The organism is Psychrobacter nivimaris (assembly GCF_904846365.1).
In the GTDB taxonomy this organism is placed as follows: domain Bacteria; phylum Pseudomonadota; class Gammaproteobacteria; order Pseudomonadales; family Moraxellaceae; genus Psychrobacter; species Psychrobacter nivimaris_B.
Genome location: NZ_CAJHAL010000001.1, coordinates 37,858 through 59,945 on the forward strand (window position 1 = coordinate 37,858; position 22,088 = coordinate 59,945).

The 22,088-nt window shown below is 42.7% G+C and carries 18 protein-coding genes and 1 tRNA gene; 13 read left to right on the forward strand and 6 right to left on the reverse strand.

The annotated features are described in order from the left end of the window. Positions 1 to 301: 301 nt before the first annotated feature. Both JMX63_RS00175 and JMX63_RS00180 read right to left on the reverse strand, forming a co-directional pair. Positions 302 to 377, reverse strand: a tRNA-Asn gene (locus JMX63_RS00175). A 256-nt stretch (positions 378 to 633) separates the two neighbouring features. Beyond that, complete coding sequence (locus JMX63_RS00180; protein WP_201569818.1) at positions 634 to 1,836, reverse strand: pyridoxal phosphate-dependent aminotransferase; 1,203 nt, start codon at positions 1,834 to 1,836, stop codon at positions 634 to 636. A gap of 554 nt (positions 1,837 to 2,390) precedes the next feature. On the opposite strand from JMX63_RS00180, the gene JMX63_RS00185 reads away from it, so the two are divergent. The 4 genes from JMX63_RS00185 (at position 2,391) to JMX63_RS00200 (ending at position 7,634) form a co-directional block, all read left to right on the forward strand. Continuing rightward, entirely contained in the window at positions 2,391 to 3,128 is a 738-nt protein-coding gene (locus JMX63_RS00185) for an SDR family NAD(P)-dependent oxidoreductase (RefSeq protein WP_201569829.1), read from the forward strand. A gap of 78 nt (positions 3,129 to 3,206) precedes the next feature. Continuing rightward, positions 3,207 to 4,943, forward strand: coding sequence for an NAD(P)/FAD-dependent oxidoreductase (locus JMX63_RS00190; RefSeq protein WP_201569839.1), 1,737 nt, complete (start codon positions 3,207 to 3,209; stop codon positions 4,941 to 4,943). Between the two features lie 83 nt (positions 4,944 to 5,026). Next, positions 5,027 to 6,061 carry a DUF1365 domain-containing protein gene (locus JMX63_RS00195; RefSeq protein WP_201569841.1) on the forward strand — a complete coding sequence of 345 codons (1,035 nt, stop codon included), beginning with the start codon at positions 5,027 to 5,029 and terminating at the stop codon, positions 6,059 to 6,061. Between the two features lie 121 nt (positions 6,062 to 6,182). Further along, on the forward strand, positions 6,183 to 7,634 hold the full coding sequence (locus tag JMX63_RS00200) for an SAM-dependent methyltransferase (protein WP_201569843.1): 1,452 nt from the start codon (positions 6,183 to 6,185) through the stop codon (positions 7,632 to 7,634). 116 nt (positions 7,635 to 7,750) lie between these two features. Here JMX63_RS00200 and JMX63_RS00205 read toward each other — a convergent pair whose 3' ends face one another. Continuing rightward, the gene (locus tag JMX63_RS00205) at positions 7,751 to 8,923 is read right to left on the reverse strand and encodes an MFS transporter (protein WP_201569845.1); all 1,173 of its coding nucleotides are present in this window, start codon (positions 8,921 to 8,923) and stop codon (positions 7,751 to 7,753) included. A 105-nt stretch (positions 8,924 to 9,028) separates the two neighbouring features. Here JMX63_RS00205 and JMX63_RS00210 point away from each other — a divergent pair, with 105 nt between their 5' ends. From JMX63_RS00210 to JMX63_RS00230, 5 genes are all read left to right on the forward strand, one after another. Continuing rightward, a complete protein-coding gene (locus JMX63_RS00210) occupies positions 9,029 to 9,934 on the forward strand; it encodes a LysR substrate-binding domain-containing protein (RefSeq protein WP_265089079.1) in 906 nt (301 codons plus the stop codon). Positions 9,935 to 9,973: 39 nt separating this feature from the next. Further along, on the forward strand, positions 9,974 to 10,384 hold the full coding sequence (locus JMX63_RS00215; RefSeq protein WP_201569847.1) for a DUF2177 family protein: 411 nt from the start codon (positions 9,974 to 9,976) through the stop codon (positions 10,382 to 10,384). A gap of 324 nt (positions 10,385 to 10,708) precedes the next feature. Beyond that, complete coding sequence (locus JMX63_RS00220) at positions 10,709 to 11,269, forward strand: acyl-CoA thioesterase (RefSeq protein ID WP_101206408.1); 561 nt, start codon at positions 10,709 to 10,711, stop codon at positions 11,267 to 11,269. Between the two features lie 196 nt (positions 11,270 to 11,465). Then, on the forward strand, positions 11,466 to 12,554 hold the full coding sequence (locus JMX63_RS00225; RefSeq protein WP_179798333.1) for a cation diffusion facilitator family transporter: 1,089 nt from the start codon (positions 11,466 to 11,468) through the stop codon (positions 12,552 to 12,554). A gap of 91 nt (positions 12,555 to 12,645) precedes the next feature. Beyond that, positions 12,646 to 13,397, forward strand: a protein-coding gene (locus JMX63_RS00230) for an IS5 family transposase (protein ID WP_201569849.1) whose coding sequence is annotated in 2 segments (ribosomal slippage) — positions 12,646 to 12,853 and positions 12,853 to 13,397 — 753 coding nt in all. Because the reading frame shifts where the segments join, the coding sequence is not laid out codon by codon here. A gap of 157 nt (positions 13,398 to 13,554) precedes the next feature. Here JMX63_RS00230 and dps read toward each other — a convergent pair. Then, positions 13,555 to 14,037 (reverse strand): DNA starvation/stationary phase protection protein Dps, encoded by a 483-nt coding sequence (dps, locus tag JMX63_RS00235; protein WP_057760902.1) that lies wholly within the window; start codon positions 14,035 to 14,037, stop codon positions 13,555 to 13,557. A gap of 483 nt (positions 14,038 to 14,520) precedes the next feature. Between dps and uvrB the strand changes: the two genes are divergently transcribed. The 3 genes from uvrB (at position 14,521) to JMX63_RS00250 (ending at position 18,670) form a co-directional block, all read left to right on the forward strand. Beyond that, a complete protein-coding gene (gene uvrB, locus JMX63_RS00240) occupies positions 14,521 to 16,632 on the forward strand; it encodes an excinuclease ABC subunit UvrB (RefSeq protein WP_101206411.1) in 2,112 nt (703 codons plus the stop codon). A gap of 311 nt (positions 16,633 to 16,943) precedes the next feature. Then, positions 16,944 to 17,996: a pyridoxal phosphate-dependent aminotransferase gene (locus tag JMX63_RS00245; RefSeq protein ID WP_227673185.1), complete on the forward strand. Its 1,053-nt coding sequence runs from the start codon at positions 16,944 to 16,946 to the stop codon at positions 17,994 to 17,996. Positions 17,997 to 18,292: 296 nt separating this feature from the next. Then, positions 18,293 to 18,670 carry a hypothetical protein gene (locus JMX63_RS00250; protein WP_165597842.1) on the forward strand — a complete coding sequence of 126 codons (378 nt, stop codon included), beginning with the start codon at positions 18,293 to 18,295 and terminating at the stop codon, positions 18,668 to 18,670. 97 nt (positions 18,671 to 18,767) lie between these two features. Here JMX63_RS00250 and JMX63_RS00255 read toward each other — a convergent pair whose 3' ends face one another. Both JMX63_RS00255 and JMX63_RS00260 read right to left on the reverse strand, forming a co-directional pair. Beyond that, positions 18,768 to 19,157: a hypothetical protein gene (locus JMX63_RS00255; protein WP_201569851.1), complete on the reverse strand. Its 390-nt coding sequence runs from the start codon at positions 19,155 to 19,157 to the stop codon at positions 18,768 to 18,770. Between the two features lie 184 nt (positions 19,158 to 19,341). Next, complete coding sequence (locus JMX63_RS00260) at positions 19,342 to 19,857, reverse strand: hypothetical protein (protein ID WP_057760892.1); 516 nt, start codon at positions 19,855 to 19,857, stop codon at positions 19,342 to 19,344. A 317-nt stretch (positions 19,858 to 20,174) separates the two neighbouring features. Here JMX63_RS00260 and recJ point away from each other — a divergent pair, with 317 nt between their 5' ends. Next, a complete protein-coding gene (gene recJ / locus JMX63_RS00265; RefSeq protein WP_201569853.1) occupies positions 20,175 to 22,013 on the forward strand; it encodes a single-stranded-DNA-specific exonuclease RecJ in 1,839 nt (612 codons plus the stop codon). Positions 22,014 to 22,088 lie beyond the last annotated feature (75 nt).

Genomic DNA, 22,088 nt, shown 5'->3' on the forward strand with positions numbered 1-22,088 from the left:
ATCAGCCTTGAGAACGGATTGAGTAAAGCACTGCTTTGCCCGTTTGCAAGACGAGAGCTGTGCTCGAGTGGAGGGCAGGGCTATTTTTTGCCAATACATGGCGAAATTGTCTAACCTAGAACGACTAGGCGTCAAAAATTTCACTGCGTATTGTCTAAAAAATAGTCACTGCCAGTACCACATTTGAATGTTCAACAGAACCTAAATGATACGCATAAAAAAACCCTCATCAAATTGATGAGGGTTTTGGCAAATGCCATAATTGAATCAAAGTTGACTCAAGAAAATTACTACTAAAATGTGGCTCTCCAACCTGGGCTCGAACCAGGGACACACGGATTAACAGTCCGTTGCTCTACCAACTGAGCTATTGGAGAATAGGCTGTAAGTGTTTAATCGCTTACAACGAGCCTTAGAAGTCTCTAACGAGTTCTTGCTAAGTGGGGCGTATTCTAGCAAAGTTAAAAAATACGTCAAGCCTTTTTTTGCATAATTAGTAAAAATTGTCATTTTAATGATGAGATAGCGTGTTTTTCCTAATTATGTCTAAGACTCTCGCAAAAAAAGACGCCCTATAGAGTGTATAGGGCGTCTTTTTAATGAACAGCGGTAAGACTCGTTGCTATTTACGATTTATTCAGCAACGTCTAAATCAGCCACTGCTTTTTCGATACGCGATAGGGCATCTTTCAATGTTGCCTCATCAGTAGCGTACGAGATACGCATATAGCCGCCAAGACCGAACGCATCACCAGGTACGACTGCTACGCCTACTTTGTCCAATAACCATGCTGAGAATTCAGTACATGATGACAGGCCAGCCGCTTTGATGAGCGGTACGATATTTGGGTATACATAGAATGCGCCATCAGGGCGTAGGCAGGTAATGCCTTTAATGGCATTTAGACCATCTACGACTAGGTCACAGCGTTTCTCAAAAGCGGCTACCATCGGCTCTAGTACGCTCTGATCACCACTGATAGCAACTTCGGCAGCCACTTGGCTGATTGATGTCGGGCATGAAGTAGACTGTGACTGTACCTTTTTCATCGCGCCAATTAGCTTAGCAGGGCCACCCGCATAGCCGATACGCCAGCCCGTCATCGCATACGCTTTAGACACACCGTTCAAGATAATGGCGCGATCTTTTAGCTCAGGTGCCGCGTTTAAGATATTGTAGAACTTATCGCCTGTCCAGCGGATGTGCTCGTACATATCGTCTGAAGCTACATAGACTTGTGGATGCTTTTTCAATACTTCAGCGATGGCCTTTAGCTCATCTAACGTATAAATCATACCCGTTGGGTTAGATGGGCTATTTAATACTAACAATTTAGTCTTGTCAGTGATGGCTTCTTCCAACTGCTCAGGAGTAATTTTGAAATCTTGTTCAGCTGGGCATTTGACGATGACTGGCACGCCTTCTGCGATGATAACCATGTCAGGATAGCTGACCCAATATGGTGCTGGGATGATGACTTCGTCGCCAGGATTGATAAATGCTTGAGCAAGGTTAAAAAATGACTGCTTACCACCGACCGATACTAGGATTTCGTTTGGCTCATAGCTGATGTCGTTGTCACGCTTGAATTTTTCGATAATGGCTGTTTTTAGCTCTGGCGTACCATCGACAGCTGTATATTTAGTAAAGCCATTATTGATTGCGTCGATTGCTGCTTTTTTGATGTGTTCAGGAGTATCAAAATCAGGTTCACCAGCGCCCAAACCGATAATATCTTTACCAGCTGCTTTTAGCTCTTTGGCTTTATTGGTAATCGCTAGCGTAGGTGATGGTTGGATGTTGTTGACGCGGTCAGACAGTTGCAACTCGCTCATGAGAGATCCTTTTTTATATGAGGGTGGGGTTGGTGAAAATCTGATATTAATTATATAACGTTTTCATTGCTATCAGGACAAGATGTCATGCAGTTTGAAAAAAGATAGTGTTATCTTACCTTGATACGGCGGTCATTCGATTATAGATGATGGTGATGATGCTTCGGCAAACGACGCGATTGCTAGTTTTTGCATTGTAGCATGCTGATATTGAGCTGTCTTATGACGCTAGTAACAGAATCTTGTGTCGTTGCTTGTGATAGCAGCATCCTTGTGAAAGTAGTAAATAACACGCTGAGATTAAGCTTGAGCCCAGACGATTGCGAAGACACAACAATAAACCTGTAGCCGACCACTATAATTATTTAGATTCGTTAAATAAAATGGCTTATAGCTTAATGAAATGCGACCAATGATATTTGCGCAGAATAACGATAATTAATAGCTAGTTGCTATCAAAGTTCTAAGGTTCGTTAAGCAATCAGTTTAAGCACATTAATTCCATATTATGAAAATACTTAAAAAGATAAGAATACTCAAAAAGGATATTTGCGATGACAGATTCTACTGAAAAATTACATATTCTCATTACTGGGGCGACGTCAGGCATTGGTAAGCAGTTGGCAAAAGACTATCTGCTAGCAGAACATCATGTATATGCAGTTGGCCGTGACGACGAAGCGTTGTCTGAACTTCAGGCGTTAGGCGCGGAAACGATTGATTTAGACTTAATGGATCGAGAAAAGGTCATCGAAGCTTTTGAAAAAATCGACAATGTCGATCTAGCGATTTGCGGTGCTGGCATGTGCGAGTACTTAGATATGCCGAACTTTGATAGCAGTGTCTTTATGAAAGTCATGTCGGTCAATATGGGTACGTTGTCTCATGCGATAGAGGGAGTGCTGCCAAAGCTAATCGCTTCAAAAGGTCGCTTGGTCGGTATCGGTTCAGCGTCTGCTTATGTACCTTTTGCGCGCGCTGAGGCCTATGGTAGCTCAAAAGCTGCTATTCATTATCTGATGAAGACCCTACAGATTAGCCTTGCTCCGCATGATGTGTCAGTTAGCTTAGTCGTGCCTGGTTTTGTTGAGACACCGATGACCAAACAGAATGACTTTCCGATGCCATTTATCCAGACGCCAGCGCAGGCCAGTCAAGCCATACGCGATGGTATCGAGAGCGGACATGAGGTGATTGAATTTCCAAAAAAACTAACCATGCCATTAAAAGCCTTAGGTACGTTGCCTGATTTGATCTGGCAGCAAGTTAGTGAAAAACTTAATAAAAAATAATCTACTGTTAATAGAGCTCTTATCTAATAGAACTCTCAGCCATCATATCGACAGAAAAATACAGAAGGGAATGCTTTTATGCCGTTTACTCGTTTCAAGCGTGCAAGTAACCAAAAAAATGCTACCGATGCTGCAACAGATTCTGACCATCAGACTACCCAGAAACGTATTGCTATCATTGGCTCAGGTGTATCAGGACTGACATGTGCCCATTATTTAGGTACGCAACATGATGTGACGGTATTTGAAGCCAATGACTATATCGGCGGGCATGTAAACACGATTGATGTGGCACTACAAGACGGTAAAAAAGCAAAGAGTAGCAATGTAGAGAGTAGTGTGATAGATACAGGGTTTATTGTTTTTAATGAGCGCACATACCCGAACTTCTTTCGTTTGCTTCATGAGTTGCAGGTGCCGTTTCAGGCAACAGACATGAGCTTTTCTGTCAAAAATACCGTACGTCATTTTGAATACAATGGTCATACGCTCAACACTTTATTGTCACAACGTAAAAATGTACTTAATCCAAAGTTCTGGCAATTTATCAAAGATATTTTGCAGTTTAATAAGCATATCAAACAGCTACGCCAAGATTACGATAGTGCGCGCTCTCAAGGACAAGACGTTAGTAGCTTTGCAGAACAAACGCTCGGTGGTTATTTGGCACAAAAGAAATACGGTCAGCTATTTACCGATAACTATCTACTACCAATGGTCTCGGCTATTTGGTCAACCAGTTTAGATGAAGTACAAGATTTCCCACTGGTGTTCTTTGCACAATTCTTTGACAACCACGGGTTGCTAGACGTGGTCAATCGTCCGCAGTGGTTTACGATAAAAGGCGGCTCAAAGCAGTACGTCAATAAACTGATTCCACGCTTTATCAAAGCGGGTGGCAAGATACGAGTCAATAGCCCAGTACAGTCTGTGGTTCGTGATGGTGAGCAAGTGATTTTGACGGTGAAGAATGCTTTGACAGTGCAGGATAAAGATAACGCTGACAACCGTAGCGAAAATCTTGTATTCGATGATGTGATCTTTGCTTGTCATGCAGATACTGCGCTAAAGATTCTAAAGGATGCGAGCACCAATGAATCTGAAGTATTAGGTCATTTCCGCTTTACTAAAAACACGGCTGTATTGCACACCGATACCAGTGTTTTACCTAAGAAACCACTGGCATGGGCAAGCTGGAATTACTTAATAGATGAAACAGTTTCAGGCAATGCTAAGGATGAGCAGGCGTCTGGAAACGCACAGGTACCTGCAAAGCCAGTGCTGACTTATCATATGAATATTTTGCAACGCTTGACCAAAAAACACAATTATTTAGTCACACTAAACCCATCTGTAGACAGTAAAAGCGTTGATGATAAGCAGATAGTTAAGAGCATCGATTATAGTCATCCAGTGTTTGATCTTGCGATGATTGATGCGCAGACTAAATGGTCGAGTATCTCTAGTAACGGTTCTCACACACATTTCTGCGGGGCTTATTGGTTTAATGGCTTTCATGAAGACGGCGTACGCAGTGGATTACGTGTCTGTCAGGCACTCGGTTTTGATATTGATATAAAAGACGAGGTTGATCCAGCTCATTTACCTGATGCTGATAGCGCGCATACGCCGTTTCGTTATAAAGACTTACCTATAAAAGCGGATACCAAATTACGTAAACTGAACAAGCGCGAAGTAACCATAGCGACAACCAATCAGGAGCTGGTCGAGTATGCTAATCGTTTGCAGAGTTCAACTGCTGATACGCGCCAATATAAGAAACGTGGCTTATTCGGTCGCCGTAAAACCAAATAATATGACGATTAATGCCGCTATGTATTCTAAGTGTTTTGAAAGATTCGCCATATAAAAGTACGACGTTACACAAGAGACTATTTATGACCATATCCGCCCAAGATACCAATGCTACGCCAAATCATGAGTCTTCTTATGGTACCACTGCATTGCCGCATCAGCTGTTTGAGGGTACGACATGGCACAGTCGGCTGCTACCTAGTGTGAATAAATTTGTTTATCCGTATCGCTATTGGGGCGTCAATATTAGCGCGCTCGCGGCAGGACAGGAACTTCCTGAAATTAGTACGGCAGCATTTGATGAGAGTAAAGTTTCAGGGAAATTACCATTACGTAAAGTATTACCGAAAAAGCTACTAGCAAAAGGTCTGCCTCTATTTTCAGCAAAGAAAAAGGCGCTACAACGATTCTGTGCTGATGATTATTTACAGCATACTGACCTACAGAGTGCTAATAGCCTAAGTAACAATGAAAAACATGATAGTAACGGACAGTCTATTCAAGCACTAGAAAAACGTCTAAGCCGAGCATTTGAAAAATATGCAGGAAGCGCGCCTCAAGGAGATATGTTGGGATTGCTTGTCTGCCGTAATGCGGGCATGTACTTTAGCCCAGTTAATTTTTACTTGGGGTTTGATGCGCAGCAGACGCCCACTCATTTGTTGGCTGAAGTGTCTAATACGCCATGGGACAAGCGCCATTACTATGGGTTTTTATTAGAAGGAGAAGACACTGAGTTCTGTCATGACAAGGATTTTCACGTATCACCTTTTAACCCTATCGATCAGCTGTACCGCTGGCAGGTCACAGTAAAAGGTACTAAAACGGATGAGCTGCCTAATACTGGATTACAAGTTCGTATTGCTATCAATATCAGCGATGAGCGCGGTGAAGTGCTAAAAACTGGTATAAAGATATCAGGCGTACCGATGACAGAAGAGGCTGTTCGTCATAGCTTGCGAAAAAACCCTCTGATGAATATAACGTCCTTAACCCGTATTTATTGGCATGCGTTTAAGCTCTATGCGATAAAAAAAGTGCCATATATCAACTATGATGAAAAGTTGGCCGACAGTCAACAGAAAAGCAGTCAACAGAAAAGCAGCCAGCAGTCTTGATCGCAAAAAGATGTCTTACAGTTACAGCAATTTTCAAATATCAACAATCCAAAAATTTTGTCAATGTAATACTAAAAATGAATCACTAAAAATAAAGCATTTAAATAAGGATAAATACACGATGCCAGCACGACCGACCGATCGAGCACCAGTCACAAAACTAGAAAAATTAACTGCTCGTGTGAGCAAAGTGGTTAATGAAAGTGCTGCACTACAGCCAGTCAGCAATAGTGTTAATCACTTAGCTAGAAAGCTTATCTTTCGTGCGTTACAGCACGTTCAGTTTGGTAGCCTCACGCTGATTGAAACATTTGACGAGCAGGAACCTAAGACAAGTAGTTTTGGTAAAGTAGCTACTAACGACGCTAGTAGCTCGGCAGTTGGTCGCCATTCGCTACATGTGACGCTAGAGATTCACGATTCTGCTGTCTATCGCCAGCTATTACTTGGCGGCTCTATCGCGCTAGCAGACAGTTATATCGATGGTGAGTGGGATACGGATGATCTAACAGGTTTGATTCGTTTGGCAGCTCGTAACTTAGCCGTACTCAATAAACTAGAAAATCGTTTTGCTGGTATTAGTAAAGCATTTGAAAAAGCGAAGCATCAACTACGTAGCAATGACAAATCTGGATCCAAATCCAATATCCTAGCGCATTATGATTTGGGTAATGACATGTATGAGCGTTTTTTGGACGATACGATGATGTACTCATCAGCAGTCTATCCTACGCCTGACGTGACGCTCAGCGATGCTCAGCAGCACAAGCTGTCGCTAATCTGCCAACGCTTGCAACTCGATGCAGACGATCGTGTGATTGAAATTGGTACAGGGTGGGGCGGATTCGCTATCTATGCAGCTACTCATTATGGCTGCCATGTGACCACCACGACTATCTCTGATGCGCAATATGATGAGGCGCAGAGACGAGTCGAAGCGGCAGGATTGTCTGATAAGATCACGCTTCTTAAGCAAGACTATCGTGATCTGACGGGAGAGTACGACAAACTGGTCAGTATCGAGATGATTGAAGCGGTGGGACATGAGTACTTACCGACGTTCTTTGCTAAATGTAATAGCTTGCTCAAACCGACGGGTCTTATGGTATTGCAGGCCATCACTTTTAATGATCAGAATTATCAAGACTATATCGATTCGGTCGATTTTATCCAGACACATATATTCCCAGGGGGCTGTCTGCTATCCAACCAAGAGCTGACGACACAGTTTACTGAGCAGACGGACATGGTCATCAAGCAACTACATGATTATGGCTTTGATTATGCGTACACGCTGCGTGACTGGCGTGCTGCATTTATGGCGCAGCGTACAGAAATTCAAGCGCTTGGCTATGACGATGCCTTTATCCGCCTATGGGCGTTTTATTTCTGTTACTGCGAAGGGGGATTCTTGGAGCGTACCATCGGTGTGGTTCAAGTCACTGCGGTGAAGCCTAACAACATTGATACGCTGCATTTTTCCGATTTGCCATCTGCTGTCTTAAATCATAAAACGGTTTTGAACAATGAGACATTTAGTGAAGAAGATAGGGCAGACACAGCATCGGTATAAGTTAAGTGATACAGATATGGTTTGTTCATAACATTCATAGAGTCTCATACTGCATGAACAGTTTGAGACACATATGTTGAGAGGTTGTACATTGAAAAGTTCTACATCGAAAGGTTCTATGATGTTTGCAGGGCACGCTTATCAAGTAGACCTGAATAGCGTGTTACCGCTAATGCCATTAAAGAGATAACAGCACCGATCCAAGCTGTATCTTGCAGTGACATATTTTCAACCACGCTACCACCGATGACTGAGCCCAGTGCAATACCGATATTAAATGCAGCAATGTTCAATCCAGAAGCGACATCGACAGCGTTCGGTGTATATTTTTCAGCTTGTTTGACCACGTAGATTTGTAGGCCCGGTACATTACCAAAGGCAAAAGCACCCCATACCAAAATAGTGAGTACAGCAGCGATCTTGGATTGCATAGTAAAGGTGAATAATAAAAGAATGACACTTAAGGCGCTAAATATAATGCTAAGCGCACTAATAGGGCCACGTTTATCTGCAAGTTTGCCGCCCCAGATATTACCGATAGCAACGGACACGCCATATACGAGCATGATAAGACCGATGGCTGATGGCGCAAATTTGGTTTGCTGTTCTAAGATAGGTGCTAGGTAGGTAAATGCCGTAAACGTACCGCCATAGCCGAGAATAGTCATTAGATAGACCAGTAGTAATTGCGGTTTTACAATGACTTGTAATTGCTCTTTGAAGGTTGCAGGGATAGATTTTTTTAGGTTTTTTGGTACTAATATCGCGCTACCAATTAAAGCGATTAAGCCCAGTGCTGAGACGACCAAAAACGTAGCGCGCCAACCGAAATGCTGTCCAATCCATGTACCAAGGGGGACGCCAGTGACGAGCGCCACAGTGAGTCCGGTAAACATAATGGCAATTGCACTGGCTTCTTTTTCTTTACTGACAAGGCTAGTAGCAATCATGGAACCAATAGAGAAAAACACACCATGTGCCAGACCAGTCAAGATACGGGCAAGTATTAAGGTTTCATAACTGGGTGCTTGCCAAGCCAGCAAGTTGCCGATGACAAACAGACCCATTAGGCTCATCAGTACTATTTTGCGGTTCCAGCGGCCAGTGAGTGCGGTGAGTATAGGGGCACCGATAGCAACACCGACAGCATATAGGCTAACGAGTAACCCTGCTGAAGGTAAGCTCACGCCCAGATCGGCGGCAATAGTTGGTACCAATCCAACGATGACAAATTCGGTTGTCCCAATTGCAAATGCGCTTAGAGTAAGCGCCCATAAAGCGAGTGGCATAACGACATCCTAATAATTAAATGATGCGCGTAGTTTGACCGATTTATAGTTTGCAAAAAACAGCACAAATGACAAAATACCTTTGTTAATTTTGTAAAGGTAATCATGATGATGGGACATGCTAAAACAGAAGACATAGAGATATTTTTGACGGTAGTAGACACGGGCAGCTTTACTGGCGCTGCCAACTTATTGAATCAGCAAGTAGCCAAAGTATCTCGTGCAGTGTCCAGACTCGAAGACACGCTGCAATGTACGCTGCTAAATAGAACGACACGGCGTTTGGAGCTGACGGAGGAAGGGCATGTCTTTATAAGATATGCGCGTGAGAGTTTAAATACGTTATATACCGGTGAAGAAGCGATTAAGCTGTTAAAACAAGCGCCGAGTGGGCATCTACGAATTGACGCCGCGAGCCCGTTTGTCTTTCATCAATTGACGCCTTTGGTTGGTGATTTTGTGGCGCAATATCCACACATTACTCTCGACCTTACCTCGCATGACAATATTATCGATTTGCTTGAGCACAAAACGGATCTGGCTATCAGAATTGGCGATTTAAAAGACTCAAATTTGCATGCACGTCTATTAGGTAAAAGTAAGCTGCGGCTAGTATCCAGTCCTGAATATTTACATCAGTATAATGAAGTGACTCATATTGAGGATTTGAATATTGATAATTTGAGCACCCATAAGTTAATTGGCTTTAACGATGCGTCAAAACTAAATAGCTGGCCACTAAAAACACCAGTTAAACTGAATTTCCACATGACAGCCAGTAGCGGCGAGACCCTGCGTCAGCTATGTTTAAATCACCAAGGTATCGCTTTATTGTCACATTTTATGATTGGTGAAGATTTGAAATCTGGACGATTGGTTGAGGTATTGCCCGAGGCGATAGTCAGACCAAATAACCGCGAAGCCATACAGGCGGTATATTACAAAAACAGTGCCGTATCTTCGCGTATTCTGGCATTTTTAGACTTTATTCAACCAAGACTGACACTATAAATTTTATCCGTTTTTATTCATTTTATAAGAGGTAATATCATGGGTTACGTTTTTATTTATCTCGCTGCTGTGGTTATCTTTTTGGGTGTCGATGCTGTATGGCTAACGACCATGAAAGGCGCCTTTTATGAGTCGCGTATCGGGCATCTATTGGCTGATGAGCCAAACATGATGGCGGCTGGCGTGTTTTATATGTTTTATATATTGGCGCTTTGTATTTTGGTTCTGTATCCGCAAATCAAAGCTGGCGCATCCGTTGGTCATATCTTCTTACTCGGCGGGCTGATTGGCTTGATGGCTTATGGAACATACGACTTTACCAATTTGGCACTGTATAAAGGCTTTACGCTAGATACAGCGTTGGTTGACTTTGTATGGGGTGGTATTTTGACCGGTTCAGTGAGTGCGATAGTGGCATGGCTTGCGTATCGCTTTCATTGGTTGGCCTAAAGCTTATTATTTTGGCTTATCTAGGGCGTGTCCTCATTTTAAAAATGGTGATAAAAATGAGATAAATCGCAGTCAAACAAGGAAAATAGCGCAGATAATATCGAGATATTAGTCAGCTATTTGACGCCATTTGGCAAGATTTAGCCATTTTTAACCCATTTAGATGACTATCGATTGAATTGAAGACACGCCCTAATGCTGTTTAAATAGCCCTGATTTACACAATTTAGACTGTCCAATGACAGAGGTCTGTTTGTGCTATACGGCGACCTGCTGTATAAATGGTAGACATAATAAATAAGTGTTAACCCATTAAGGAATATTATGCCGCAATACAATACCAGCTCCACTGCCAAAAAAGCCCCATTAAACCACGAGCTATATATGTCAGTACTGATGACACCTGATATGGCGAATTTCATTGGCAATGTGCATGGTGGGGATTTGCTCAAGATGCTTGATCAGGTCGCTTATGCTTGTGCCAGTCGCTATAGTGGTAACTATGTGGTGACACTGTCTGTCGATCAGGTGATGTTCCGTGAGCCGATATATGTGGGCGAGCTGGTTACTTTTGCCGCCAGTGTCAATTATGTTGGTAACACCTCAATGGAAGTAGGTATCCGCGTCGAAGCAGAAGATGTGCGCGGTCGTACCGTCCGTCATACCAATAGCTGTTACTTTACGATGGTGGCTATCGATGACAATGGTAAACCGACATCCGCACCGCCACTCGATATCAAAAACAAGATGCAGCAATGTCGAGCTGATGCGGCTAAAGAACGAAAGAAACTGCGTATGGAAAGCTCACATCGTCCTAGTTGCGACTTCGAAGAAATTAACAAGCAGTTTAGCGAACACGAAGAAAATGCCGAGGTGGAAAAGTAGCCTAATTTATCTAAAGTTATTCAAAGCTATCTAAAATTGTATAAAGTTATCTAGTTTTATTAAATTAATAATTCATACAACGACTCACTAAAAAGACACTGATATTGTAGAGCGCTTATTTTAAGCTGATATATATTTCAAGCCATCTATCTACGGCAAAAATTCTATATAAATACGTTATTTCAGTGAGTCTAGCATGAGTCTAAAGCCATCTATTGCTAATCCCCAGCGCCATCTACCAGCCTCTCCTAAGGCGCAAACACCTCGCGCGCGTGGGGCGGGCAATCCTAAAATTCCAAATGACCCTGAATTAAAACATACCCTTAATCAAAGCCCCGAAACCAATGATGAGCATTCAGGCTCACTCATTACCGTGTTAATTGCAGTTGGAGCCAATCTGGTTATTGCAATCGCGAAAACAGTTGCCGCCTTTATGACAGGCTCAGCCTCCATGATTGCAGAGGCAGCTCACTCATGGGCAGATGCTGGTAATGGTACTTTGCTCATCGTCGCAGAAAAAAAATCGATCAAACCTGCTGATAAAAGCCATCCGTTAGGCTATGGCAAAGAGTCTTACGTTTGGTCGATGATTGCGGCTTTCGGTGTATTTACGGCAGGTTCGATTGTCTCTATCTATACCGGTATTAAGGAATGGAACGCTACTGAGTCTGAGGCTAACTATACGATTGGCTTTATCGTATTGGCAGTAGCGTTTGTGCTCGAAGGGATCTCATTGATTCAGGCATACAGACAAAGTAAAAAGCATGGTGAAGCGCTCGATATCAGTGCACTTGGCTATGTCGTAGATACGTCCAACCCAACGTTGCGCGGCGTATTCTTTGAAGATTTAGCAGCAGTCATCGGTTTGGTGATTGCCGCTGCTGCTATGGGTATGCACGCTTATACGGGCGAACCATATTGGGATGCGTTAGGGTCTATCATTGTCGGTCTACTATTGGGCGTCGTCGCGATATTCTTGATTAGTCGTAACCGAGATTTCTTAGTCGGGCATAGAGTCACTGACCGGATGCACGAATACGTTTTGAGCGAGCTGCTAAATCATCCAGATATCGATAGTGTGTCCTATCTGCACCTAGAGTGGGTCGGTCCAAAGAAGATATTTATGGTGGCGGCAGTAGATATCGCAGGCAATCAAAAAGAAGAGCATATCGCACAGAAGTTTGAAGAGATTGAAAATCTATTCAGAGGTAATCCAGTCTTTCAAGAGGCTATCTTGACACTGTCCGAACCTAACGCTGAGCTGCTAAGTTTAGAGAATATTTAATTTAAAAGCTTAGGGCGTGTCTTCAATTGGATAAGCCCTAAATAATAGTTACAATACCGCATCTATTGAGTCGATGCGAGAAATACAAGTTATGGCAAGAAAAGCATTAACAGATACGCTTTGGGATCAATTGCAATCGACGATGATAAAGTACGGCTGCTATCAAACTCAAAACAGCCGAGAGATCATGGAAGCCATACTGTGGAAACTACGCACAGGGGCGCCTTGGCGTGACATACCTGAAGAATTATGTTCGTGGAAAACAGCCTATAGTCGTTTCAACCGCTGGTCGAAAACTGGCTTATGGGCGGATTTTTTTTTGGCTTACGAAAAGAAGTTGATACGGAATGGGTATTCACAGACGGAAGCTATGTTCGCTGTCATCAGCATGCAAGTGGAGCTCGGCGTGGTGAAGAGCGAGCAATTGGACAAAGCCGTGGCGGAGCAACTACAAAGATACACCTATCCTGTGATGCCGATGGATATCCGCTCCATTTTAAAATCACTGGGTGTGACGTCCACGACAGTCAAATTGCAGGTGAATTGATTGAGATGATTGGACAGGCAGATTACTTTATCGCTGATAAAGGCTATGACTCAGAGTGTATCAGAGACAAAGCTCGCAGCCATAATATGATACCTGTCGTTCCTAAAAGGAAGAACGCCAAACAGCCTAATCCAGAGTTTGATAGCTATTTGTACAAGCTGCGTCATCTTGTTGAAAATATGTTTGCAAGGCTTAAACACTTTCGTAGTATCGCCACTCGCTATGAGAAGTTAGCGCGTAATTTTAAGTCAATGCTTTATCTGGCGTGTACTATCGTTCATTGTAAGATGAATTGAAGACACGCCCTAGTAGATTAAGTATGTGGTAGAGAAATCCTATTGAATACTTTTAAGTACACTTTCTAAATTCAAAAATCAAAACACAAAAAAGCCGTCATGAGTGACGGCTTTTCTTATAACTTTAGTACTTAGTAATTTTTTAACTTAAACGGTACTATTTCTTTGGTGCGTTTGCACCGATGAACCATGCATCTTTATCAACAATACGGCTAGCTTCTGTAAACAAGTCAGCGGTGTCTTCATCACCTGCATCACCAGCGGTAGCAATCGCTTCACGCAATGTCTCTGCGACTTTCTTGTAGCGGCTAGTTAACTCACGTACATGCTGATCTACTTCAGTGATGTCGGTTGGGTAGTCATCTAGGATAGACTCTTTTACTACGCGACTTGCCAAACCATTTGGTTGACCACCTAAGATTACAATACGCTCTGCGATAGTATCTGATACTTCAAGGATACGATCTGATGTCTCATCTAATAATTGATGTACACCGATAAAGCCAGTGCCTTGTAGATTCCAATGGCACTGTTTGCCATCTAATGTTAAATCGATAACGTTTGCTAGGTTAGCGTTTAATAAATCAATCATTTTTTTCGCAGTTTCGTCTGAAATACCACTTGCGTAACGTTCTCTCATATTTTACTCCGTCATTTATTTAAAATTATTATATTGAATGAAAGTTCAATGTATTTTTATTGGTCTTCTATTCGATGACAATTAAGTTAAAGCTAACAATATGAATTGCTATAAATCTTTCAATTCATCAATACTGCTCACTAGTACTGAAAAGTCATCAACTTGTTAATTCAAGAATGATAATAGCAGCTTAACTCAGTGTTGGAACCCTTGAGTGTTAGGCTTTGTTGAGTGGTCGTGTAACGAGTTTGTTAACCGTGAAAAGCTTTGTAAATTTATCGAATACTGTGTGCGTTTTTTATAACGATGTAAGTTTTATCCGCTAATATTAAGCTTTAATTTCTGATAAACCGTACATTTATACACTCATATTTTTGGGCAGCGAGACAGTGTTTTAATTATAGGATGAGACTCCTTATTCTCCTTTAAAAACCGCTGCTCAGACCCCATATTGTTATAAACCTTAAGAAGAAGAAAGCCATTATGCGAATGCCTGAACCGCGCTCATCGCGTCAGTTAAATCAATTGGCCACTCAGCTCCAAGGCGAAGCTGAAATTAGTGGTGTTAATGCGTCAGGGACGCAAATATCAAGTCGTGCCTTCGAGATGGTTACTGATTTTGAGCCAGCAGGCGACCAGCCGCAAGCCATCAAAAAGCTAGTTAACGGTATCAATTCGGACATGGACGAGCAGTTGCTATTGGGTGTGACTGGCTCTGGTAAGACCTATACCATGGCAAAGGTCATTGCTGAAACTCAGCGTCCGACCATTATCATGGCGCACAATAAAACGCTAGCCGCTCAGCTATATGGCGAGTTTAAATCGTTCTTCCCCAATAATGCGGTCGAATATTTTGTCAGCTATTATGATTACTATCAGCCAGAAGCGTATGTCGCTGCTAGTGATACCTTTATCGAAAAAGACAGCGCTATTAACGATCATATTGATCAGATGCGCCTGTCCGCCACGCGTGCCTTGTTAGAGCGTCGTGATGCGATTATCGTCGCTTCAGTATCTTGTATCTATGGTTTGGGTGATCCAGAAAGTTATCTAAAAATGCTATTGCATGTCGTTGTGGGCGATAACATCGATCGTACAGCGACTATCAAGCGTTTGGTTGAGATGCAGTACACACGTAACGAGCTAGATTTTGGCCGTGGTACGTATCGTTTGCGTGGAGAGCTGTTAGATATCTATCCTGCTGAGTCTGAGCAGCTAGCGGTACGTGTGCATTTATTCGATAACGAAGTCGAGAAGATTACGTGGTTTGATCCCTTAACGGGTAAGACGGTACGCAGCGTGCCACGTATTACCATTTATCCAAAGTCGCACTACGTGACGCCGCGCAATAAGTTAGAAGCTGCCAGTCATACGATTCGTGCTGAATTAGAGCCGCGTTTAGAGTACTTCCGTGACAATAATAAGTTAATTGAAGCACAGCGCCTCAAAGAGCGTACACAGTATGATTTAGAGATGATTCAGCAGCTTGGTTACTGTAACGGTATCGAAAACTACTCGCAGCATCTCTCTGGTCGTCCATCAGGGGAAGCGCCGCCGACATTGTTTGATTATATTCCAGAAGATGCCTTGTTGTTCCTTGATGAGTCGCACGTGACGGTTTCGCAGATTGGCGCGATGTATAAAGGCGATAGATCACGTAAAGAAAACTTGGTCAATTATGGTTTTAGATTGCCAAGTGCGATGAATAACCGTCCGATGAAGTTTGAAGAATGGGAGCGTATCAAGCCCAAAACCATTTATGTCAGTGCTACGCCAGCGCTATATGAGCTTGAGCATAGCGAGCAAGTCGTAGAGCAGGTCGTCCGTCCGACGGGTCTGATTGATCCTGAGATTGAGATACGTCCAGTCTTGACGCAAGTCGATGATGTGTTATCAGAGATTACCAAACGCCGTGAAAAGGACGAGCGTGTACTGATTACCACATTGACTAAGCGTATGTCGGAAGATCTGACCAGTTACCTTAAAGAGTACGATGTAAAGGTCGCCTATCTACATTCGGACATCGATACTGTTGAGCGTATGCAGATTATCCATGAGCTCCGTACTGGCGTGCATGATGTGCTGGTCGGTATCAACTTATTACGTGAAGGCTTGGATATGCCAGAGGTATCATTGGTAGCGATATTTGATGCCGATAAAGAAGGCTTTTTGCGTTCAGAGCGTTCGCTTATTCAGACCATTGGTCGTGCCGCCCGTCACTTGAATGGTAAAGCTATTCTCTATGCTGATCGCATTACGCCAAGTATGCAGAAGGCGATAGATGAGACGGATCGTCGCCGTGATAAGCAGATTGCCTTTAACCTTGAGCATAATATCACGCCAAAAGGTGCTCGCCGTAGTATCACGGACAAGATTGATACGGGTGAAAGCTTGGATGCCAATGACAATCAAGCTATCCCAGTTAAGAGTAATTTGCCAGATGTGGATATCAATATCTTGCGTAGCCCTGATCTGCTTGCCAAAGAAATCAAACGTCTAGAGAAGCAAATGCAGCAAATGTCGCGTGATTTGAAGTTTGAAGAAGCAGCAAAAACGCGTGATAAAGTGCTGGAGTTAAAAGCACATTTAATCTGATAGCGTAGGTCGAATATTGAAGCTAAAAAGAGGCTAAGTAATATCGAAGGTGGGGTGCTTTTTGAGTACCCCACTTTTTTATGGGTTATTCAATATCGGAATGTGCAGAATACTTGTAATACACCGCATTGCCACTTACCATATCCGCATAAACCTCACCATCCATATAATATTTCAAAAATTTAAGGCACAAGCTAATAAGCCGAGTACGTGTAATGTTCTTGGTAGGCTAGGCTTACTGTTTTTATAGCTCACATTATCAACACAGACTAAATTTTTGGAATGGACATAATCTAGGCGTATTATTCACTGTGCTTACCAATAACTTAATAGAATTAAACTCTAACGAAAACTCACTCGGCATGTCAGATGCTGCCAAACAAGCGGTTATCGACTCTCTAGACATCGGTTTTCGTTATCCCGATGACCAACGTGCGGCGCTGATTACCAAAGTTGCTGAGATAAATGATGTGACAGAGAGTCAAATTTCTCTAGGCAGTGGCTCTAGTGAAAATATTCGTACTGCCGTCCAAATGCTACAAAATCAAGCTTTGGTAGAAGGCAAGAAGTTCCAAGTTATCGTGCCGCATCCAACCTTTGCCTATGCTGAGTTATACGCGACATCCATCGATGTGCCTGTGGTAAAAGTACCGCTGACCACTGAAAATTATGCCTTTGACTTGCAAAGCATGCAAAAAGTCGCTGATGACTTTGACGGTATTAGCTTGTTTTATCTGTGCAATCCAAATAATCCAACGTCGACTATTACTGACACAGTAAAGCTCAAAGAATGGGTAGGGCATGCACCAAGTAACTATTACTTTTTATTAGATGAAGCTTATTCAGAGTATGTGACTGATCCAAGTTTTGAGAGTGGTGTCGCATGGATACGAGAGGAGTACTCAGAAAATATCGTTGTGGTGCGTACTTTCTCAAAACTATGTGCACTCGCTGGCATGCGTGTCGGCTATGCAGTTGCTAGCCCGCAAACGATTGCTAGATTAGAAGCATTTATCTCGATTGATAATACCAATTTGTCAGGTGCTGTAGCTGCGTTAGCGACGCTTGATGATGAAGCATTTCTAGCATTGAGCTTACGTACAGCCAATCAATCGCGTCAGCTGGTTGAGCAAACATTAGATGAGCTTGGTTTGCGCTATTTGCCATCACAAGCGAGCTTTATATTTCATGAGATACAAGGCGATGTGCAAATCTATATCGATAGAATGCGCGAACATGGTATTGCGGTCGGGCGTGAGTTTGCGCCAATCACTGGCTTTAATCGCTTAACACTTGGCAGACCTGATGAGATGGCAGTATTTGTAGAAGTACTCAAATCATTTCGTGAAAAGGGCTGGGTTTAATTAAGTCAGTTAATGCAGTTCAATAATAAAAAAGGAAGTTGCTTATTGGTAGCTTTTTTTGTTGGGTATATTTTTCTGGTTCTGTTTTGTTGGGTCTATATCCCAGTCAAAATCAATCGCACATTTTTACCAACATCAAACGCAGTTTTACATATCGCACCTTAAATAATCTAACGCTATCTTATAGGATAACTGAGTAAAGCATGACCCGTTAATCACACAGATGAATACTGGGTAACAGTCACAGTGCTCGGCATGCTCACGTATCTTATAATTATAAAGTTAGGGATGTACCTATGTTTGATATCAAATCATTTTTTAAACGAGAAGTAGAGAAAAAGCTTATCAATGTAGATGACTATATTTTTATGCCAGAACGCGTAGAGATGGAGATTGAAGGCGGACTATTAAATTGTGTGTTGAATAGTGATGGTCGCGTAGATATTTTTTATAGTAAAGACGGTGTCACTGAGGTGGGTTCAGCTTCGCGCAAGCACCCATTTACAGCATTTGAAAAAGAGCTATATCATGGTATTTATGATGATGTGATTAATGATTTAATTAAGGAAGTAGATAAAATTATTGATAGCACCTCGAAGTATTTCCGTCGTAGCCAATCGTTACCTTTTACTGCTTCTATAACGTCTCAACCAGCTGACACAAATAAATTTTAGGCTAAGAACTGAACTAATCTATTAGCAATAAAAAGGGTGCGTTATGTATAACGCACCCTTTTTATTATTTTTTATTCTAACCAGTTATTTGATTGTTCTATTGAACAAAGCTTGTATAGCAGCTCTGTAGAGATTTGGCGACGACTTGTGCGACTAACTGAGTACGGTACTGAGAGTCAATCGCGGCGTTGCCCAGTTCAACAATCGTCACTTGCTGCGGTGCTTGCTCACTGACGCAGCCACAAACATTGGTTTTAACAGATTCTTGCTGTGCTTCTGTCATGGCGACGCTTGCAACACGCCACGCGTTTTGTTTTTCAATTTGGCTACGGCATTGGTTGTCGATCGCAGCTCTAAAAACATTCATGCCGATCTCATTTGCAGTACCGATTGCTGTACCTGTACCATTGTTTGTAGCACCTGTTGTGGTACATCCCGCCAAGGCAAAAGTGGCTAGCATAATCGTTGAAGCCAAGATTTTTTTCATAAGTTAGTCCTTTAAGGTGTCTGTCATAAATAAAGCTGTATATTATCAGTAAAACCTAGTAATGACATCATTAACCACAAGCGCATGTTATTTTAGAACTCTATAACCTATATGTATAAACCACAAAAAAGCCAGCTAAGTAATCACTTAACTGGCTTAATATAGACCAAGCTATTCAGCTTATTTATACGTTTTTGCCGTGTTCTTTTTGCTGAATATCTTTTGCCAATTTATAGCATTCATTGATATGGTCATTGGCAATTTTCTTAAAAATGGTATAGCCCATAGTTGCAGCAACCAGTTGACCACCAAGTGGGATAAACTTAGTAACTTGTTTGGCAGCGATACGACCACCGAAACCTTGGATAGTTTTTTTGACGATACCACGTGTTGCCATTAGCCCAGCGAAATCTACCGTACGGTCTTTTACTGCGCTCCAATGCACTTCGCGAGATTCCAAGTTAATGGCTGATTGACGGTCTTCAATGAGACCAAAACGCTCACTAATCTCTGGAATCAACTGCGTCAACATGCCCGCGTCAACTGCTACATCAAAAAATGGCACTGGCACAACCGCTACACCAGCAGAAACTCTAGCGCGTCTTTTTACCATTCCTTGACATTCTTTTTTGACTTTATCAAGGTCTAGGTTAGGGTCGATAGTATTTGGAAGTTTTTCAGCAAGTGGCGTGGTTTTCATAAAGTGTCCTTATAAATAATTAAAATATAAATGATAAAAAGTTCAATAGATAACAAATCCTTCAGTTGCTTACTATTTTATGGATTTATGCGTGGCTTACAATCATTGCTTTGTAGCAAAATGAATGAAATTACTCACACTGTGCACCTTTTTTGTAAGTGATTAAACGAAGGTGATTTACATGAGCTATAAAAATGGCGGTATCAATTATCATTAATGTATGGACATTATTCATCAGGTTGCACAATGCCTAATGATATACAAAGGTAGTATAAATTGTCATTGTGAGCCTCTACTAAAGCCAGTAGAATACGCTCATGCTAAATTTAACCCCCCGTTATACCAGCACTCGCATCGACGAGTTGCCCGCCGCGCTGCAACCATTTGCCGCTCAATCATTCACGCTTGCCCGTCTGTATGCAGGGCGAGGTATCACTGCGCCTGATGAGCTGGAGACTAGCCTGTCAGGTCTATTGCCTGCTGAGGCCCTGCACGGTGTCATTGAAGCCGTGCGCTTATTAGATGTGGCGATTGATGAGCGTCAGCGTATCTTGATCGTTGGTGACTTCGACTGTGACGGTGCCACCAGTACAGCTTTAATGATGCGCGCGCTCACAAAGATGGGTGCGGTCGTTGATTTCCTAGTACCAGATCGTTTTAAGTACGGTTATGGCCTGACGCCAGAGATTGTCGAGTTAGGTATTGAGACTTTTCAGCCAGATATGATAGTGACTGTTGATAATGGTATCTCAAGTCATGAAGGGGTGGCACGCGCCCAAGCTGATGGTATCACGGTAATTATCACCGACCATCATCTCACGACCAAAGAGACGCCACATGCTGAAGCGGTAGTCAATCCCAATCAGCTAGGTTGTAACTTTGCTAGTAAAGCATTGGTCGGAGTTGGAGTTGCGTTCTATGTGCTCGGACGATTAGCAAAGCTGCGCCGCGAAGCTAGCAAGTCTACGGTACAGGTGAGCCAATATTTAGATTTGGTCGCACTTGGGACGATTGCAGACGTTGGGGTACTGGATAAAAACAACCGTATCTTGGTACATCACGGATTGTCAGCTATTCGTCAAGGCCGCTGCTGTATGGGAATATTGGCATTGCTTGAGCAAGCGGGCCGTGATCCCAAGCAGCTTCATGCGCAGGATTTCGGTTTTGTATTAGGCCCACGTATCAATGCTGCTGGGCGCATGGATAATATGCGCATCGGTATCGAATGCTTATTGACTGAGGACTGGAGTACTGCACAACGTTTGGCACAAGAGCTTGAACAGCTGAACCGTACGCGTCGTCATGTAGAGGGCGAGATGCGTGCGCAAGCTGATAGTATCGTACAAGCATTGGCCACTGAAGATAATAAAGACGATAGGGCGAATGGTGATAGCGATAACAATGCGAGTAACAATGACATAATTACTCAAGCTGTCTCTACTGCTAAAGCCAACAATTCAGGCGCTCGTAGCATTATTCTGTACCAAGATGACTGGCATCAAGGAGTTATTGGCATTGTCGCTGGTCGCTTAAAAGAAAGCCATTATTTACCCAGTATCGTTTTTGCACCAGCAGATAATGAACAAACAGATGAAGATAGTGCCATTAAAGGCTCTGCACGTTCTATCGCTGGCGTACATATCCGTGATACGATTGAACAAGTTGCTGAGCGTTATCCAGACTTAATCAGTCATTTCGGCGGGCATGCGATGGCAGCAGGCCTGACCCTCAAGCGCCGCAACTTTGAGGCATTTGTCACAGCTTTTAATGAAGTGATGGCTCAGATGGATGATGAGGTATTTGCAGAGCAAAAATTCACCGATGGACCTTTGCAAGCAAGCGATTTTAGCTTATGGTTTGCCGAGCATTTAGCCGATGCCAGTATCTGGGGTCATGGGTTTGCACCCCCAATATTTGATGGTGTGTTTGAGGTACTGAGCTTTAAGATTTTAAAAGACAAACATCTTAAGTTATCGCTGCGCTATCCAGACGTTCAATATCCAATAGAGGCAATTTACTTTAACTTCGATAATGAGGCGTGGGATTACCGTGCTAAGCAAGTCCATTTGTTGTTTCAGCTAGACATCAATGAATGGAATGGCAAACAAAGCTTACAGCTGATGGTTAAAGATTTGGCTGTGGTAGAGCAAGGGTAAAGCGACAATGTCAAACCGATAATACTAGACGCGCTCAAATATGGGTGCGTTGGTATTTTTGAAATGAAGACACGC

What these genes read in the sequence shown, in the direction of transcription:
- JMX63_RS00180 (WP_201569818.1), bottom strand. Translation starts at nt 1,836, where the DNA reads ATGAGCGAGTTGCAACTGTCTGACCGCGTCAACAACATCCAACCATCA.
- JMX63_RS00185 (WP_201569829.1), top strand. Translation starts at nt 2,391, where the DNA reads ATGACAGATTCTACTGAAAAATTACATATTCTCATTACTGGGGCGACG.
- JMX63_RS00190 (WP_201569839.1), top strand. Translation starts at nt 3,207, where the DNA reads ATGCCGTTTACTCGTTTCAAGCGTGCAAGTAACCAAAAAAATGCTACC.
- JMX63_RS00195 (WP_201569841.1), top strand. Translation starts at nt 5,027, where the DNA reads ATGACCATATCCGCCCAAGATACCAATGCTACGCCAAATCATGAGTCT.
- JMX63_RS00200 (WP_201569843.1), top strand. Translation starts at nt 6,183, where the DNA reads ATGCCAGCACGACCGACCGATCGAGCACCAGTCACAAAACTAGAAAAA.
- JMX63_RS00205 (WP_201569845.1), bottom strand. Translation starts at nt 8,923, where the DNA reads ATGCCACTCGCTTTATGGGCGCTTACTCTAAGCGCATTTGCAATTGGG.
- JMX63_RS00210 (WP_265089079.1), top strand. Translation starts at nt 9,029, where the DNA reads ATGATGATGGGACATGCTAAAACAGAAGACATAGAGATATTTTTGACG.
- JMX63_RS00215 (WP_201569847.1), top strand. Translation starts at nt 9,974, where the DNA reads ATGGGTTACGTTTTTATTTATCTCGCTGCTGTGGTTATCTTTTTGGGT.
- JMX63_RS00220 (WP_101206408.1), top strand. Translation starts at nt 10,709, where the DNA reads ATGCCGCAATACAATACCAGCTCCACTGCCAAAAAAGCCCCATTAAAC.
- JMX63_RS00225 (WP_179798333.1), top strand. Translation starts at nt 11,466, where the DNA reads ATGAGTCTAAAGCCATCTATTGCTAATCCCCAGCGCCATCTACCAGCC.
- dps (WP_057760902.1), bottom strand. Translation starts at nt 14,037, where the DNA reads ATGAGAGAACGTTACGCAAGTGGTATTTCAGACGAAACTGCGAAAAAA.
- uvrB (WP_101206411.1), top strand. Translation starts at nt 14,521, where the DNA reads ATGCGAATGCCTGAACCGCGCTCATCGCGTCAGTTAAATCAATTGGCC.
- JMX63_RS00250 (WP_165597842.1), top strand. Translation starts at nt 18,293, where the DNA reads ATGTTTGATATCAAATCATTTTTTAAACGAGAAGTAGAGAAAAAGCTT.
- JMX63_RS00255 (WP_201569851.1), bottom strand. Translation starts at nt 19,157, where the DNA reads ATGAAAAAAATCTTGGCTTCAACGATTATGCTAGCCACTTTTGCCTTG.
- JMX63_RS00260 (WP_057760892.1), bottom strand. Translation starts at nt 19,857, where the DNA reads ATGAAAACCACGCCACTTGCTGAAAAACTTCCAAATACTATCGACCCT.
- recJ (WP_201569853.1), top strand. Translation starts at nt 20,175, where the DNA reads ATGCTAAATTTAACCCCCCGTTATACCAGCACTCGCATCGACGAGTTG.